14 protein-coding genes and 1 other RNA gene are annotated in these 16,108 nt (G+C 67.0%); 13 read left to right on the top strand and 2 right to left on the bottom strand.

The window, feature by feature from the left end; genetic code table 11:
• Window positions 1-18 precede the first annotated feature (18 nt).
• Window positions 19-690 (top strand): GTP cyclohydrolase II, encoded by a 672-nt coding sequence (gene ribA, locus BLU54_RS21880; RefSeq protein WP_091913091.1) that lies wholly within the window; start codon window positions 19-21, stop codon window positions 688-690.
• Between the two features lie 11 nt (window positions 691-701).
• Here the strand turns inward: ribA and BLU54_RS21875 are convergent, their stop codons facing one another.
• Complete coding sequence (locus BLU54_RS21875) at window positions 702-1,901, bottom strand: alpha/beta fold hydrolase (protein WP_091913090.1); 1,200 nt, start codon at window positions 1,899-1,901, stop codon at window positions 702-704.
• A gap of 492 nt (window positions 1,902-2,393) precedes the next feature.
• Between BLU54_RS21875 and BLU54_RS21870 the strand changes: the two genes are divergently transcribed.
• The 11 genes from BLU54_RS21870 to rlmD all read left to right on the top strand — a co-directional run bounded on the left by BLU54_RS21870 (window position 2,394) and on the right by rlmD (window position 14,348).
• Window positions 2,394-3,080, top strand: coding sequence for a response regulator transcription factor (locus tag BLU54_RS21870; RefSeq protein ID WP_170845266.1), 687 nt, complete (start codon window positions 2,394-2,396; stop codon window positions 3,078-3,080).
• A gap of 44 nt (window positions 3,081-3,124) precedes the next feature.
• Window positions 3,125-3,223: signal recognition particle sRNA small type (gene ffs / locus BLU54_RS21865), an RNA gene on the top strand.
• A gap of 224 nt (window positions 3,224-3,447) precedes the next feature.
• The gene (dnaX, locus tag BLU54_RS21860; RefSeq protein WP_091913086.1) at window positions 3,448-6,198 is read left to right on the top strand and encodes a DNA polymerase III subunit gamma/tau; all 2,751 of its coding nucleotides are present in this window, start codon (window positions 3,448-3,450) and stop codon (window positions 6,196-6,198) included.
• A gap of 86 nt (window positions 6,199-6,284) precedes the next feature.
• Window positions 6,285-6,611 carry a YbaB/EbfC family nucleoid-associated protein gene (locus tag BLU54_RS21855; RefSeq protein ID WP_091913072.1) on the top strand — a complete coding sequence of 109 codons (327 nt, stop codon included), beginning with the start codon at window positions 6,285-6,287 and terminating at the stop codon, window positions 6,609-6,611.
• A gap of 690 nt (window positions 6,612-7,301) precedes the next feature.
• Window positions 7,302-7,904, top strand: a complete 603-nt coding sequence (recR, locus tag BLU54_RS21850; protein WP_091913071.1) for a recombination mediator RecR — start codon at window positions 7,302-7,304, stop codon at window positions 7,902-7,904.
• A 50-nt stretch (window positions 7,905-7,954) separates the two neighbouring features.
• Entirely contained in the window at window positions 7,955-8,701 is a 747-nt protein-coding gene (surE, locus tag BLU54_RS21845; RefSeq protein ID WP_091913070.1) for a 5'/3'-nucleotidase SurE, read from the top strand.
• The gene (locus BLU54_RS21840; RefSeq protein WP_091913183.1) at window positions 8,698-9,549 is read left to right on the top strand and encodes a protein-L-isoaspartate(D-aspartate) O-methyltransferase; all 852 of its coding nucleotides are present in this window, start codon (window positions 8,698-8,700) and stop codon (window positions 9,547-9,549) included. The genes surE and BLU54_RS21840 overlap by 4 nt, the downstream gene beginning before the upstream one ends.
• Window positions 9,550-9,554: 5 nt before the next feature.
• Window positions 9,555-10,454, top strand: a complete 900-nt coding sequence (locus tag BLU54_RS21835) for a peptidoglycan DD-metalloendopeptidase family protein (RefSeq protein ID WP_091913069.1) — start codon at window positions 9,555-9,557, stop codon at window positions 10,452-10,454.
• A gap of 36 nt (window positions 10,455-10,490) precedes the next feature.
• The gene (gene rpoS, locus BLU54_RS21830; protein WP_235838081.1) at window positions 10,491-11,765 is read left to right on the top strand and encodes an RNA polymerase sigma factor RpoS; all 1,275 of its coding nucleotides are present in this window, start codon (window positions 10,491-10,493) and stop codon (window positions 11,763-11,765) included.
• A 4-nt stretch (window positions 11,766-11,769) separates the two neighbouring features.
• Window positions 11,770-12,555 carry a 3'-5' exonuclease gene (locus BLU54_RS21825; RefSeq protein WP_091913068.1) on the top strand — a complete coding sequence of 262 codons (786 nt, stop codon included), beginning with the start codon at window positions 11,770-11,772 and terminating at the stop codon, window positions 12,553-12,555.
• Window positions 12,556-12,971: 416 nt separating this feature from the next.
• Window positions 12,972-14,348 carry a 23S rRNA (uracil(1939)-C(5))-methyltransferase RlmD gene (gene rlmD / locus BLU54_RS21820; RefSeq protein ID WP_091913062.1) on the top strand — a complete coding sequence of 459 codons (1,377 nt, stop codon included), beginning with the start codon at window positions 12,972-12,974 and terminating at the stop codon, window positions 14,346-14,348.
• A 356-nt stretch (window positions 14,349-14,704) separates the two neighbouring features.
• Here rlmD and BLU54_RS21810 read toward each other — a convergent pair whose 3' ends face one another.
• On the bottom strand, window positions 14,705-15,406 hold the full coding sequence (locus BLU54_RS21810; protein ID WP_091913058.1) for a Bax inhibitor-1/YccA family protein: 702 nt from the start codon (window positions 15,404-15,406) through the stop codon (window positions 14,705-14,707).
• 228 nt (window positions 15,407-15,634) lie between these two features.
• Here BLU54_RS21810 and ndk point away from each other — a divergent pair, with 228 nt between their 5' ends.
• Window positions 15,635-16,060, top strand: a complete 426-nt coding sequence (ndk, locus tag BLU54_RS21805; protein WP_091913056.1) for a nucleoside-diphosphate kinase — start codon at window positions 15,635-15,637, stop codon at window positions 16,058-16,060.
• The last annotated feature ends 48 nt before the right edge of the window (window positions 16,061-16,108 follow it).

Below are 16,108 nucleotides of genomic sequence, written 5' to 3'. Positions count from 1 at the left end.
CCGGTCTCGCCGCTTTCCATGTCCCTGCCTTCCGTTTCGACGTTGCCCCCAAGTGAACCGGTGGAACCGGCGCGAGTCACGCGCGTCGCGACGTCTCGCTTGCCGACCCTCCATGGCGAATTCCTCGCGATCGCGTTCCGGGACGAAACCAGCGACGTCGAACACCTGGCGATCGTGAAGGGCGAGGTGAGCGGGGGCGAGCCGGTGCTCACGCGCCTTCACTCCGAGTGCCTGACGGGCGATGCGCTGGGTTCGCTGCGTTGCGACTGTGGGCAGCAGCTCGGTGCGGCGCTCGATCGCGTGGCGCAGGCGGGGCTTGGCGTGGTCCTCTATCTGCGCGGCCAGGAGGGGCGGGGGATCGGCCTGGCCAACAAGATTCGCGCGTACATGCTGCAGGACGCCGGGCGTGACACGGTCGACGCGAATACGGCATTGGGACTGCCGGTCGACGCGCGCCGCTACGACGCGGCGGCGGCGATGCTGCGTGACCTCGGGGTGCAGGCGGTGCGTTTGCTCAGCAACAATCCGCGCAAGATCGACGCCCTGCAGAGCGCCGGCATCGTCGTCGCCGAGCGCCTGCCGCTGACCGTCGATGTCAACCCGGAAAACCGTCGCTACCTGCAGGCCAAGCAGCAGCGCCTGGGCCATATGCTCGAACTCGACGCATCGGGCGCCGACGCCCCTCGCTGACCGTCGTCCGTTCAGTGCCCCGGCGCGAGAAACGCCGTCACCGCCCGATCGAAGGCTTCCGGCGACTCGATGTGCGGAATGTGACCGGTATCGGGGATCTCCACAACGCGCGCATTCGGAATGGCTCGCGCGGCGTCGCGCGTCAGTTGCGGCATCTGTCCCAGCTTGCCCCGCTCGGCCGCCGATGCCTGCGCCTTGCCTGGCGCGGTGCGGTCCTTGCCGCCGACGATCAGCAAGGTCGGCGCCTTGATGCGCGGTAGCGAGGCCAACACCGGCTGCTGGTAGATCATCTGTGACGTCAGCGCGGACGCCTTCGCGAAGCGTGGATATTCCGCACTGCGCTTGAGCCGGATGTACGGTTCGGCAAGCCAATCGATAGCTTGCGACGGGCCGGCAAAATAGCCGGCGACATAGTCGCGGTAGGCCTGGGGCGTTTCCTTCAGTTGCGCGGCGTAGCGTGCCTCGATGGTTTGCGGCGGAATGTGCTGCCGGTAGTCTTCCAGACCGATCGGATCCTCAAGGACGAGCCGCTGTACGCGGTCCGGATAGGAGCTCGCCAGGTGAATGGCGAGCATGCCGCCCATTGAATGGCCGAGCACGATCACCGAACCGAGCCGTAGGTGGTCCAGCAGCGCGATCGTGTTCGCGGCGAGCAGATCGAAGCTGTACGCGAGATCGGGTTTGCTGGAGCGTCCGAAGCCGATCTGGTCGGGCACCACGACCCGGAAGCCCTGGGCGCTCAGAACGTCGATCACGCGACGCCAGTAGAAGCCGCCGAAGTTCTTGCCATGCAGCAGGACGATGGTGCGACCGTTCGGTTGTCCACGCGCTGCAATGTCCATATAGGCCGTGCGTACGTCCTGGCCGGCGTTGACCAGTGGCAACAGGGAGACCGGTGCGGGGTAGGGCAGCCCTTCGAGCCCGATGCCGAGCGGTGTCGTTGGCCCGGCCTCGGTCGCGCCGTCCGCCGTCGCGCTCGGCGTGTCAGCGTCTGAGGCATGCTGCGTTGCCGCGCCGGCCGGTTGCGTGTCGCGGCCAACGACGGACGAGGCGGAAGGTACGGACGAAGCGCCGGTGGCTGCCACGCCGCTATTGGGCGTGACGGCGGTTTGCGCCGACGCGTGGGAGGCGCAAGCGAGCGCCACGCACGCCAGCGAGATCAGCGAGATCAGCGAGATCAGCGAGCGGGGATGTCGAGTCGGATTGGACATGCGAGGATCGGTTCGAAACAGCAGTCCCCCATGTTAATGGAACTCCACATCCGAGTGTCGTCGCCCGGCGCCAGCAACGTTGCCGGGAACGCGCACCTGGCCTGGCGTAGGCGTGCCGCCCGGACCGGGTGCGGGGCGGCCTTGCATGCGCGATCGCGTCCGCGGCACCGGTGATCGCCGTTCCCGCCGCACGAGCGAAGACGATCCGGCCTGCGGCCGCATGTCACCCTGGGATGTCACGCAGGAATGTCACCCTGGGATGTCACGCAGGAATGTCACGCAGGAATGTCACCGCCGCGTGTCGCTTCTTGGGGGGCGGTATTGCAGTTCCTCGCGTCACTTCCTTTCATCGCCTGGTGCCACCGGCGGATCGCGGTGGGCACGGTCTGATACTTGGGACTGCGTAGCATGGCTGGCATACTTTCGGGGGGGCACGCCGCCGCAGCGGCGCGTCCGCCGTCATGGTTGGCGGCTGACAGCAAGGAGGTTGAGTTGGCTAGCATCATCATCGTGGACGATCATCCGTTCGTTCGGCTGGGCGTACGGGCATCGCTGAACGGCGATCCTGACCTGAATATCGTGGGCGAAGCGGACGATGGCAGCAGAGGGTGGGCATTGATACAAACCATGCATCCCGACCTGGTCATCATCGACATCGACCTGCCCGGCATCGACGGCTACGAACTGATCAAACGTGTCAGGCGGCTTGCGAGGCCGATCAAGGTCCTGGTGCTGTCGATGCACACGGGCGCGCTGCCGCTGAAACGTTCGATGAGCGCCGGCGCGCACGGCTACATCTACAAGTGTTGCGAACCGGGACAGGTCCGGCAGGGATGCCTGGCGATTCTCGCCGGTTATCGGTTTTTCCCGGACGAGGTGGGCTATCACCTGGCAAGCGAGTCCGATTGGCTGGCCGCGCTCAGCGACCGGGAGCTGGCCGTCGCGCGCCGGCTGGTCGATGGCGGGTGCAACAAGGAGGTCGCCAGGGCGCTGTTCATCAGTCACAAGACGGTCAGCGCGCACAAGCGCAATGTGTTCCGCAAGCTCGGCATCACCAACCTGGTCCAGCTTGCCGACCACCTTCGTCATGTCGATTCGTTCGGCGTCGGCACCGGGACGGCTGGCCTTGCCAGTCCGCGGGCGCGCACCGGTTTGGACGGCGACTCGTCCGGGCAGTGAACGGGACTGGTCGAGGCGGCATTGGCCGTGCTAGAATTCTCAGTGACGGGCCTCCTCGCATGGCGGCGCGGTCAACCTGGTCAGGTCGGGAACGAAGCAGCCACAGCCGTTTTCCACCAGTGCCGAGGGTTAGGCTCGTCACTTCTACCAGCCGGACGTGATCCACGTGGCTGTCTCTGTTTCCCATCCTGTCGTGTCCGGCATCTCGATTCGCGTGGTTTTGCGACGGGCGGGCAGCGTCGTGGATGCAGCGCCGACGCTGTGCGGCGATGCCAGGCCAAAGGTCGGATCCAGGGGACGCGCCGCGATGCCGCGCCGACAGTGGGCGCCGATCCGACGGTGACCGGCGAATCTCGGGAATGACCCAATGAGTTATCAGGTGTTGGCCCGGAAGTGGCGGCCGCGCGATTTTTCCTCCCTCGTCGGGCAGGACCACGTGGTGCGCGCGCTGAGTCATGCGCTTTCCGAGCAGCGACTGCACCATGCCTATCTGTTCACGGGCACGCGAGGCGTCGGCAAGACCACCCTGTCACGAATTCTTGCCAAGGCGCTGAATTGCGAGACCGGCATCACCGCGACGCCGTGCGGCGTGTGCCGCGCGTGCCGTGAAATCGATGCCGGGCGTTTCGTCGACTACGTTGAAATGGACGCCGCGTCGAATCGTGGTGTCGACGAGATGGCGGCGCTGCTGGAGCGAGCGGTCTACGCACCGGTCGATGCGCGCTTCAAGGTCTACATGATCGACGAAGTGCACATGCTGACCAATCACGCGTTCAACGCCATGCTCAAGACGCTGGAGGAGCCGCCGCCCTACGTCAAGTTCATCCTGGCGACCACCGACCCGCAGAAGATCCCGGTCACCGTCCTGTCGCGCTGCCTGCAGTTCAATTTGAAGCAGATGCCGCCGGCCGACATCGTCGGTCATCTTGAGCGGGTGCTGGGCGCCGAATCGATCGCCTACGAAACGCCGGCGCTGCGCTTGCTGGCGCGCGCGGCCGACGGCAGCATGCGGGACGCGCTGTCGCTGACCGACCAGGCGATTGCCTATGCGGCAGGAACCGTCAGCGAGGAGGCGGTGCGAGGCATGCTGGGTACCCTCGACCAGGGCTATCTGGTGCGCCTGCTCGACGCTCTCGCGGCCGGCGACGGTCCGGGTCTGCTGGCGCTCGCCGATGAAATGGCCGGCCGCAGCCTGTCGTTCTCCGTCGCGCTGCAGGATCTGGCGCAATGGCTGCACCGCATCGCCTGGGCGCAGTTCGCGCCCGCGTCGCTGCTGCCCGACGCCGTCGACGTTGCGGAAGTCGAACGCTTCGCGGCAACCTGGCCAGCCGAACAGGTGCAACTGTTCTACCAGATTGCGACGCTCGGGCGCAGCGAGTTGCCCTTGGCACCCGATGAATACGCTGGCTTCACGATGACATTGCTGCGCATGCTTGCGTTCGCGCCCGGCAGCGATGTCACGGGCGGCGCGCCGGTGCCGCCGCGCGCGCGCGCCGCGTTGCCCGGCCTCGGCCTTGGGGCGACCGATCGGGCGACTGACCGGGCGACTGACGGGGCGACTGACGGGGCGACTAATGGGAGGATTGCGGGGGCGACTGCGGCGGCGCACGCCGCCACGCCGGCCGCGTTATCGCCTACTGCGTCATCGGTCTCCTCGTCAACGCCGACTTCACCGGCGTCAGCGTCGCCGGCGGCAACAGCGGCAACAGCGGCAACAGCGGCAACAGCGGCAAAGGGTGACGCGGCACCCTCGAAGGCATTCGCCGGGGTGGCCCGCGTCCGTGCCGAAGAGGCCGCGCCACAGGCCCTGTCCGACGACGAAGCCTGGGCGGATACCGACGACATCGGCCTACCGGCGGCGTCGCTGGCCCCGCCGAGCGGGGATGGTCACGGCGCAGCGCATCGCGGCGAGGCGGAGGTGGAACGCGGGGCCGACGCAAGACAGGCGGCGCAGCCGGCCTCGACGCCGACCCCGACTTGGACCCCGACTCCGACTCCGACCCAACAACCCGGCTTGTCGTCCGACGGCGGGTCCGAACTGGATGCGAATACGGCAATCGCCACACCGACGCCGCCCGAGCGCCCGAGCCTGCTTCGGCCGGCGCCGTCGGCCAGTGCGCCGTCCGCCGACATGGCCGACACCACGGGCAGCGGAGCGACCGCGGGCGAGCGCTCGCCAGCCCGACAGATGCTCGACGCCCTGCGTGGCCTGAAGCCGTCGTCGCATGCTGCCGCACCTGCCGCACCTGCCGCACCTGCCGCACCTGCCGCGCCATCCTTGGCGTCGTCTGCTCACCCTTCAGGCGGACGCTCAGCCTCGGCCAGTGCCGTCGCACGCGCACCGCGCGAGCCGGCGCCGAACGCGGCTGTCGGGGCCGCTGCGCGCGCCGGTACGCCAGAGGCGGCGCCCGCGTCCCGCACGGTGGCGCGGGTTGCGCCGGTGGCCGCCTCGGTCTCCGACGAACTGACGGCCAATCATGCGTTCGCCGAGGCGGCGGGCGACATACCGCCGTGGGAAGACCTGCCGTTCGACGCCTTTGGGGACGACACCCCCGCTGCAAAGGCAGGGCCGCTTGCGACGCCGGCGCAGGCGCGACGGCCGTCGGCCGGCGACAACGCGATGAACGCAGTGGCGGTCGCCACCCGAGGCTCGCCAGCGGCGCCGCCAACGGCACGCATCGCGCCCGATGCCGTCATCGACGTACCGTACGATGGACCTGTCGTGTCTCTCGATCCGCTCGGGGTGGACGGGGACTGGCCCGCGTTGGCCGCTTCGCTGCCGCTGCGCGGCCTGGCGCAGCAGCTCGCGTTGCAAAGCGAACTGACGCGCTGCGACGCCGGTCGCGTCGTGCTCGCAGTGCCGGTTGCGACATTGAGCAAGGGCGGACACGTCGACAAGGTCAGCGAGGCGTTGGTCGAACGTCTTGGCCTGCCCTGCGCGGTCGAGGTCGAAGTCGGTCCCGCCCGGCATACGGCCGCCCTGGTCGAGCGCGCGCGCCGCGCCGCGCTGCAGGCTGAAGCGGAAAAGCTGATCGCCGACGATCCGTTCGTCCAAACCCTGCTGCGCGACTTCGACGGCAGTGTCGTGCCTGGCTCGGTCAAACCCATCGTTCCCTGACCGGCAACGTCACACCCGCCACCGCCGCGCGAATCCGCGGCGGCGGCCTGCGCACCCCTTACAATACTGATTTTGGAGCCAAGGCGATGATGAAAGGACAACTCGGCGGCCTGATGAAGCAGGTCCAGCAGATGCAGGACAAGATGAAGCAGGCGCAGGACGCCTTGCAGCACATCGAGGTGACGGGCGAGGCCGGTGGCGGCCTGTGTCGCATCACGATGACCTGCAAGAACGAGGTGCGCCGGGTCTTCATCGACGACAGCCTGTTCGCCGACGACAAGGAAATGCTCGAGGACTTGATCGCAGCAGCCTTGAACGACGCGGCGCGCAAGGCGGAAGCCGTCACGCAAGAGAAGATGGGCGGCGTTACCAGCGGCCTGCCGGTGCCGCCGGGCTTCAAGATGCCGTTCTGAGGAAGCGTAGCGCGGTGCGCCTCAGCTCCGGATCGGGGCAGGCCGCCGCGGTGCCGGATTCGACGCACGGTCGGCGGCGCGCATAGGTCATCCGCGTCGATGCGACGTTCGCGGCTCGAAGCTTCCGCTTCCATGGTTCCGGGTCGATGTTTCCGGTTCGGTGCTCCCGGTGCGGTGCTCACGGTTCGGTGTTCACGGTTCGGTGTTCGTGGCGCTATGTTCGTGGCTTGGTGTGGGCGGCTTGCCAGCGGGTTCGAAGCGGCCGGCCAGTCGGTTCCAGGCGGTAGCGGTGCTGGAAACGCGCGCTCCCGCGCTGGCTAGTGCAACGCGAGTCGGCCGTGCGCTTGTGGCAAGACATAGCAGAAGCACAGTGGGCGCGGTGGGCCACTGCGGGACCGTGCTCCGATCGTTCTGGCGGGCCGAGCCGGCGAGGCGGGCTGCCACATCGGCCGCGTCTTTGGGCGCGTCCTTGGCCGTGTCATCGGCCGCATCGTTGGCCGCATCGTTGGCTGCGGGATCGGACGCCGACGTGTCGCCCGCGCGCCCGTTCGATCGCGTGTCACGGTCGCCGTCGCGCCAGGTCGCCCGTCGACTCGACGGTCCTGCCGGCGGGTCTCGCTTTCCGGTCTCGCTTTCGGGTCCTGTTTTCGGGTCCTGTTTTCATTAGGGAATCTTTTGGAGCCTCGCACGATGGCGACCAAGCCGCCTTCATCCCTGAGTGCCTTGATCGAGGCGCTGCGCGCGCTGCCTGGCGTCGGTCCGAAATCCGCCCAGCGCATCGCCTACCATCTGATGCAGCATGACCGCAGCGGCGCGGTGCGCCTGGGCGAGGCACTGCTCGGCGCGAGCCAGGGCCTGCGCCACTGCGAGCGCTGCAACACCTTCACCGAAGCGACGATCTGCGAGCTGTGTTCGGACGACACGCGCGACGCCAGCGTATTGTGCGTCGTCGAGACACCCGCCGACCAGGCGATGCTCGAACAGACGTTGACCTTCCGCGGGCTGTATTTCGTGCTGATGGGACGCCTGAGTCCACTGGACGGGATCGGACCGAACGACGTCCATTTCGACCGCCTGATTCGTCGGGCGGAAGACGGCGTGGTGAAGGAGGTGGTGCTCGCGACCAACTTCACCAACGAAGGCGAGGCCACCGCGCACTATCTGGCGCAGATGCTCAAGGCGCGCGGCCTGTCGGTCAGCCGTCTCGCGCGCGGCGTGCCGATGGGCGGCGAGCTGGAGTACGTCGACGTGGGCACCATCGCGCGCGCGATGGTCGATCGACGCACGGTCTGAACGCCTGTCCGCCGACGCGACGGCGGGCGAACCTCGGTTACAATCGGCTGATGCGGATACTTCTGAGCAACGATGACGGTTATCTTGCGCCCGGACTCACAGCGCTTCGCGAAGCGCTGGAGGGACTGGGCGAGATTGCCGTGGTCGCGCCCGAACAGAACTGCAGCGGTTCGTCGAACTCGCTGACCTTGTCGCGTCCGCTCTCGGTGCGGACTGCCGCCAACGGTTTCCTGTATGTCAACGGCACGCCGACCGATTGCATCCACGTCGCCGTGACGAGCCTGCTCGACTGGCGGCCCGACCTGATCGTGTCGGGCATCAACAACGGCCCGAACATGGGTGAGGACACCCTGTATTCGGGTACCGTGGCGGCCGCCACCGAAGGTTTCCTGTTTGGCATCCCGTCGATTGCGATTTCGCTGGCCGAACACGGCTGGGCCCATCTCGATGCCGCCGCCGGCGTGGCGCGCGATATCGTGGCTCGCCACGCCGGCGCACCGCTGCCGGCACCGATGCTCCTGAATGTGAACGTGCCATCGCTGCCCGCGCCGGCCATCGGTCCGTGGCGCGTGACGCGTCTGGGCAAGCGGCACCCGTCGCAGCCGGTGATCCGCGGCGAGGACCCGCGCGGCCAGGCGATCTACTGGATCGGTGCCTGCGGCGAAGTCCGCGATGCGACGGAGGGCACGGACTTCCATGCGGTGGCAAACGGCTTCGTGTCGCTGACGCCATTGCAACTCGATCTCACGCACCAGCGCCAGCTCGGCGCGCTGGGCGAATGGGCGGCGATGTCATGACGCAACCGCGCGGCAAGCGATTCCCTCTCGCCCTGTCGGATGTGATGACCAAGGGCACGGCCCCGGGTGCGGCCGCCCGTCGCCCGCAGCCGCTGCGTTCGGCGGCACCCGCGTCGGTGGTCAGGGCGGCCGAGTCCGTCGCCCGCGCGGCTGCGGTCGGGCTGGCCAGCCGGCCGCAGCCGCTGGGCGGGGCGGGCGCCGCCAACGGGGCAGGCGCGGCCCACGAGGGCCTGATGAACCGCATGGTCGAACGTTTGCGGACGGCCGGGATCAGGGACGAGCTGGTGCTCGACGCGTTGCGCGCGGTGCCGCGTCACGGCTTCGTCGACTCCGCGCTCGGCGCCCAGGCCTACGAGGACGCCGCATTGCCGATTGGTCAGCAACAAACGATTTCCAAGCCGTCGGTGGTGGCGCGGATGCTGGCGCTGGCGTCGGGCGGCCGGCGCATCGGGCGTGCGCTCGAAATCGGCACTGGCTGCGGTTACCAGGCGGCGGTGCTGAGCCATCTCGCCGACGACGTCTATTCGGTCGAGCGCCTGAAGTGGCTGCACGAGCGTGCGAAGCGCAACCTGCGCCCGCTGCGACGCGTCAACATCCGCCTGCACTACGGCGATGGTCATCTCGGTCTGCCGATTGCGGCGCCATTCGACGCGATCGTGATCGCCGCTGCGGCGCTTGACGTGCCGACCGCGTTGATCGAGCAGTTGGCCGTCGGCGGACGACTGGTCGCGCCGGTCGGCGAACACGTGCAGCATTTGATCCTGGTCGAGAAGACGTCCGCCGCGCATTGGCGCGAGACGCTGCTCGACCCCGTCAATTTTGTTCCCATGAAATTCGGAGTGAGCTGATACCGATGAGTACGTTGACGAGAAACAGCAGGACGAAGGGTGGGCCGAGGCTGCACGGCGTGGCCTGCGTGCTTGCCGTCGCAGTCCTGACTGCGTGCGCGTCTCGAATGGATGGCGCACCTGTCGTCGATCGCTCCGGCGGCGCAGGCGGGACCGGCGACCTCGCGACACAGCAGGCGACGGGGCCGGCGCCAGCCGGCTTCTATCGCGTGAAGCCGGGCGATACGCTGTACCGCATCGCGTTGGAAAACGGACAGAACTATCGCGACATCGCGGGTTGGAACAATCTGACCAACCCGAATGCAATCGAAGTCGGCCAATTGCTGCGCGTGGCGCCCCCGGGCGCCGCCGGCGCTCCTGGTGGCGTGACGACCACGCCGCTGGCGAGCTCGGGCGTGCAGAGCGCGCCGCTCGGCGCAGCGCCGGCCTACGTGCCGCCGCCGCCCGTCGGGGCCACGGGCAGCACGCCGCCGCCGCTTGCCAGCAACCCGCCGGACGCCGGCGCCGCCGTCGCCAACAGTGCGCCGATGGGCACTGGACCGGTGACGCTGTCGTGGCCCGCGCGCGGCCCGATCCTGGCGCGCTTCGACGGTGGCAAGAACAAGGGCGTGGATATCGGCGGGACGGCGGGCGAGCCGGTGCTGGCGGCCGGGGAAGGGCGCGTGCTGTACGCGGGCAGCGGCCTGCGCGGTTATGGCAATCTGATTATCATCAAGCATAACGACACGCTCCTTACCGCCTATGCGCACAACCAGACCTTGCTGGTCAAGGAAGGCGACGCAGTGACCCGCGGGCAGAAGATTGCCGAGATGGGCAGCAGCGGAACCGATCGCGTCAAATTGCATTTCGAAGTTCGGAAGCAAACCAAGCCGGTGGACCCCCTGAGTTACCTGCCGCCGCAATAAAGGCTCGCTCACGCGGGCCGGAGACGAGCCACGGCCATGCAAAAACCGAAGCGCGCGCCGAACCTGTCCGCCCAGGCACCGACCGATTCGTCGGCGGTCGCGGCGCGTGTTGACGTGCGTCGCCGCTCGACCGGCGGCGATGGTGCCGAGCCGGCGCCCGGCGCCGCCGCTTCGCCTGACGCCGTTCGGCCGAAGGCGACGAAGGGCGGCGGGACGAACGATGGGCGCGACGCAGCGAAGGCGCGGCACGACGCAGCGAAGGCGCGGCACGACGCGCTGGCGCTCGACGGCGGCGAGACCACGAGCAGCGACGACGCGCATACGGTCGACGAGGTCGACGGCTCGGACGGCTCGGACGGCTCGGGCGGCTCGGACGGCTCGGACGGCGCGGCGTCGGCCGGCAGCGGGGAAACGGCCAAACGCGGCACCGAAGGCAACGACCCGGTCGAGTATCGGGCGCTGCTGCAGTCGGAACTGACGGCCGACACGGTTCAGCATTACCTGAACAGCATCAGCGTCAAACCGCTGCTGACTCCCGAAGAAGAGCAGCACCACGCGACGCTGGCCAAGCAGGGCAATTTCGACTCGCGCCAGGTGATGATCGAGCGCAATCTGCGCCTCGTGGTCAGCATTGCAAAAGGCTATACGAATCGGGGTCTGCCGCTGCTCGACGTGATCGCGGAAGGCAACCTCGGTCTGATGCATGCGATCGAGAAGTTCGAGCCCGAGCGCGGGTTTCGCTTCTCGACGTACGCAACCTGGTGGATCAGGCAGAGCGTCGAACGCGCGATCATGAACCAGGCGCGCACCGTACGGTTGCCGGTCCATGTGATTCGCGAGCTCAATCAGGTCTTGCGCGCCAAGCGCCACCTCGAACGAAGCAGCGTCGACCGCCGCGAGGCGAGTGTCGACGACATCGCGCATCTGACCGGCAAATCGGTGGACGACATCGCCGATATCCTGGCCCTCAACGAACACACCGCATCGCTCGATGCGCCGCTCGATATCGATCCGGGCAGCAGTCTGCTCGATATGCTTTCCGACGAGGAAAGCCTGGCGCCCGAGGCAGAGGTGCAGAACCGGGAGGTCGAATCGCTGATGCGGCTGTGGTTGTCACGCTTGTCCGACAAGCACCGCTACGTGATCGAGCGCCGTTTCGGCCTGAACAACAACGAAATCTCGACCTTGGAACAGCTTGCCGCCGAAATGGCGTTGACTCGCGAGCGGGTGCGCCAGATCCAGCAGGAAGCGCTGGTCCGGCTGAAACGGCACTTCGCGTCGAACGGCGTCGGCAAGGATTCCGTACTCTGACCCTGTGATTCCCGTTCTCGTCTTCGACATTGAAACCGTGCCGGATGTGCACGGCCTGCGCAAACTCGAACCGGCATTGTCGAATCTGTCCGACGAGGCGGTGGCCGAACAGGCGTTCGCCGAACGGCGGCAACGCACCGGCTCCGAGTTCCTGCCGCACCATCTGCAGCGCATCGTCGCGATCTCGTGTGTGTTTCGCGACAACGACGGTTTCCGCGTGCGATCGCTGGGCACGCCCGAGGACGGCGAGCCGGCGCTGATCCAGTCGTTCTTCAAGGTGATTGAACGGTATACGCCCACGCTCGTGTCCTGGAACGGGGCGGGCTTCGATCTGCCGGTCCTGCATTACCGCGCATTGATCCACGGGCTTGCGGCGCCGCGTTATTGGGACCAGGGAGAAGAAGACCGCGACTTCAAGTGGAACAACTACATCAGCCGCTATCACCAGCGTCATACCGATCTGATGGACCTGCTTGCGCTTTATCAGAGCCGTGCGAACGCGCCGCTCGATGCGCTGGCCAAGCTGTGCGGCTTTCCGGGGAAGCAGGGCATGGACGGCTCGCAGGTCTGGCCCGCGTATCGCGAGGGCAGGCTGGCCGACATTCGCGCGTACTGCGAGACGGACGTGGTCAATACCTATCTGATGTACTGCCGTTTCCAGCTGCTGCGCGGCATCTTCACCCGGGCGGCCTATCTGGAAGAAGTCGCGGTAGTCAAGGCGGCGCTGGCCGAGGCGTCGGGCGCACAATGGCCCGACTATCTGGCCGGCTTCAGTCCGGACGACGCCTGAGCGTGTCGGATGCGTGATGTGGTGGACCTGATGCCTGATGCAGTGGGCCTGATGCAGTGGGCCTCATGCGGCAGGCCCTGGTGCCTGCCGCAACGCGACGTAGCCGCTCGCGCCATGTGTCAGCACAGGCAGGGGCAACCGCGGCACGGCGCCCCTGGGCGGGGCCTGTGCATGATGAAGGGCCATCAAGGGCCATCAAGGGCCATCAAGGGCCATGAAGCGCCGCGAGCTGACGCATGGCCGGGCGCGTTTGAATCGACGGCGCGCCCGGCCTGTTTCCGACGCGGTGCCGCCGCCGCCGTGCGACCGGCGTCGCGCCGCGTGGCTGGCGTGGCACGCCGCGTAACGTGCAGACAACGTTGCACCAGACGACACGTATACAATCTCGCGTTTCCGACTTTCAGCAGGTTCCCACCGTGACACAATCAAAGCGGGCAGACGAACCGCGTGCCGCGCTCATTGCCACCATCGAATCGCTCGACATGGACGCCCGCGGCGTCGCCCGGCGCGATGCCGACGAACATGGCCACGGCGGCAAGGTGATCTTCGTCGAAGGCGCGCTGCCTGGCGAAACCGTCGAATATTCGAGTTACCGCAAAAAGCCGTCGTTCGAACAGGCGACGCTGTCGCGCTTGCTGACGCAGAGCGCGCAACGGGTCACGCCGCGTTGCCGTTTCTTCGGAGTGTGTGGTGGCTGTTCGATGCAGCATCTGGACGTGCGGGGTCAGGTCGCCGCCAAGCAGCGTGTGCTGGAAGACAACCTCTGGCACCTCGGCAAGAACCGGCCCGAGGTCATGTTCCGGCCGATCCACGGGCCGTCGTGGGGCTACCGATACCGCGCACGGCTGACCGTGCGCAATGTCGTCAAGAAGGGCGGCGTGCTGGTCGGGTTCCACGAGCGGAAGAGCAGCTACGTCGCCGACATGACCAGTTGCGAAGTGCTGCCGCCGGCCATCTCGGCGCTACTGGTGCCGTTGCGCGAACTCGTCGGTGGGCTGTCGATCCGGGACCGTATGCCGCAGGTCGAAGTCGCGGTCGGGGCGAGTGTCACGGCCCTGGTGCTGCGCGTGCTGGAGCCGATCAACGACGCCGATGCGGCATTGCTGCGCGCTTTCGCGGATCGACACGGCGTGCAGTTCTGGTTGCAGCCCAAAGGACCGGATTCGATCGAGTTGTTCTATCCGGAGCAGCCGGCGCTGGACTACACGCTGCCCGAGTTCGATATCCGCATGCCGTTCCGCCCGACCGACTTTACGCAGGTGAACCATGCGATCAATCGCGTGCTCGTCTCGCGGGCGTTGAAGCTGCTGGCGCCGACTTCGACCGACCGTGTGATCGACCTGTTCTGCGGGCTTGGCAACTTCACGCTGCCGCTCGCACGCCGGGCGGGCCAGGTGTTCGGCATCGAGGGCAGCACCGTATTGACCGAGCGCGCGCTGGACAACGCCCGTCGCAATGGGGTTGCCGACCGCACCGACTTTGCCTGCCGCAACCTGTTCGAGATGGACGTGCAGACCTGGCGCGACCTGGGACCGTTCGACAAGGCACTGATCGATCCTCCGCGTGAAGGCGCACTGGCCATCGCCAAGACACTGGCCGAGCTGGCGGCGGCCGGCGAGCACGCGTTCCTGCCGGCGCGCATCGTCTACGTCTCGTGCAATCCGGCGACCCTTGCACGTGACGCCGGCCTGCTGGTGCACGAAGCGGGATACGTATTGCGAGGCGCCGGCGTGGTCAATATGTTCCCGCACACCTCCCACGTCGAATCGATCGCGCTGTTCGAGCGGCCCTGAGGCAGCAAGCGCCGATCCCTCGGTGGACGGAAGGCGCAACGCGCCGTGCCTCGGTGGCGAGAGCCGTTTCGCGCGCGCGGTCGCCAGGGCGGTGATCGGCGCCGGGGCCGGCAGCGGCGGATGCCTCGACATGCGCCGTCGCGGCAGGTCGACGCCGTTCACACGGTCCGGACGGTCCGCGCGGACCGCCGCCGCGTCGCACGCGCCGCTTGGAACCGTCAGCCGGAGCGAACCCGTACATCGAATGCCGCGCGCTGACCCGCCGCTGCGGCTCGGCAATGAAAAAGGCCGCCAGCGTTGACTGGCGGCCTTCGTCGACACCCGGTGCTAGCGGGCGTCGCTTATGCTGGCAGGATTCAGTTGCGATTGCCGCCGAAAATGCCGAGCAGAGCAAGCAGGTTCGAGAACACGTTGTACAGGTCCAGATAGATCGCCAGCGTGGCCGAGACGTAGTTTGTCTCGCCGCCGTTGACGACGCGCTGGATGTCGACCAGCATGAACGCCGAGAAGATGACGATCGCCAGCGTCGACACGGTCAGGACCAGCGACGGCAGTTGCAGGAACATGTTTGCCACGGCCGCCAGCAGCAGCACGATCACGCCCATCAACAGCCAGCGTCCGAGGCCGCTGAAGTCGCGCTTCGAGACGGTGGCCACGGTTGCCATCGCCGCGAAGATCACGCCGGTGCCGCCGAAGGCCATCGCAATCAGCGACGCGCCGTTCTGGAAGCCGAGCACGAAGCCGACCAGGCGCGACAGCATCACGCCCATGAACAGCGTGAAGACAAGCAGGAGCGCCACGCCGACGCCGCTTTCCCGGTTGCGCTGAACCGCGAACATCAGGCCCATGCCGATCACCACGAAGGCGATCAACGTCATGCCCGGACGCAGCATCATCACGTTCGACAGACCCGTCGCGACGCCGAGCCACGCGCCGATCACGGTCGGGACCATCGATAGCGCAAGCAGCCAATAGGTGTTGCGCAACACCTTGTTGCGGACCTCGACCGCCGAGATCGCGCCATTGCGGCCAAAGTCGTAGGACCGAAAGTCGTTCATATACGCTCCAGGTTAAGTGCTTCGAACGCCGGCGCGGGTCGCGCCATCGATACGTCATCGCCATCGCGACGCCCGGCTCAGATGCAATCTTATAGCCAAGTGGCAGAGTGGCGGGCGCTCGCACCGCGCCTTACAGTTCTGTAAGGGTTACAGCGAATGATACAACCGATCATGCTATAATGCCAGATTGCACTTTTCCCAATAACTTATTCTTTTTTTGAGGTTTTCATGGCAATCGAGCGCACCTTGTCGATCATCAAGCCGGACGCAGTGGCGAAGAACGTGATCGGCCAGATCTACAGCCGCTTCGAGGGCGCTGGCCTGAAGATCGTGGCCGCCCGTCTGGCGCAGCTGTCGCAGGCCGATGCCGAGAAGTTCTACGCGGTGCATGCCGAGCGTCCGTTCTTCAAGGATCTGGTCGGCTTCATGATCTCGGGCCCGGTGATGATCCAGGTGCTCGAAGGCGAGAATGCGATTCTGAAGAACCGCGAACTGATGGGCGCGACCGATCCGAAGAAGGCCGACAAGGGCACGATCCGCGCCGACTTCGCCGACAGCATCGACGCGAACGCGGTGCACGGTTCGGATGCGGCCGAGACGGCCAAGGGCGAAATCGCCTTCTTCTTCCCGGAAATCAACGTCTATTCGCGCTGAGCTGCACAGGGCCGTTGGGGCGGGCGCAAGCCGCCACGACGGCCCTCA

It is taken from the genome of Chitinasiproducens palmae (assembly GCF_900095735.1).
Classification (GTDB): Bacteria; Pseudomonadota; Gammaproteobacteria; order Burkholderiales; family Burkholderiaceae; genus Chitinasiproducens; species Chitinasiproducens palmae.
Note: the sequence above shows the minus strand (reverse complement) of the source record. Positions and strands in the feature narration are given on the sequence as shown.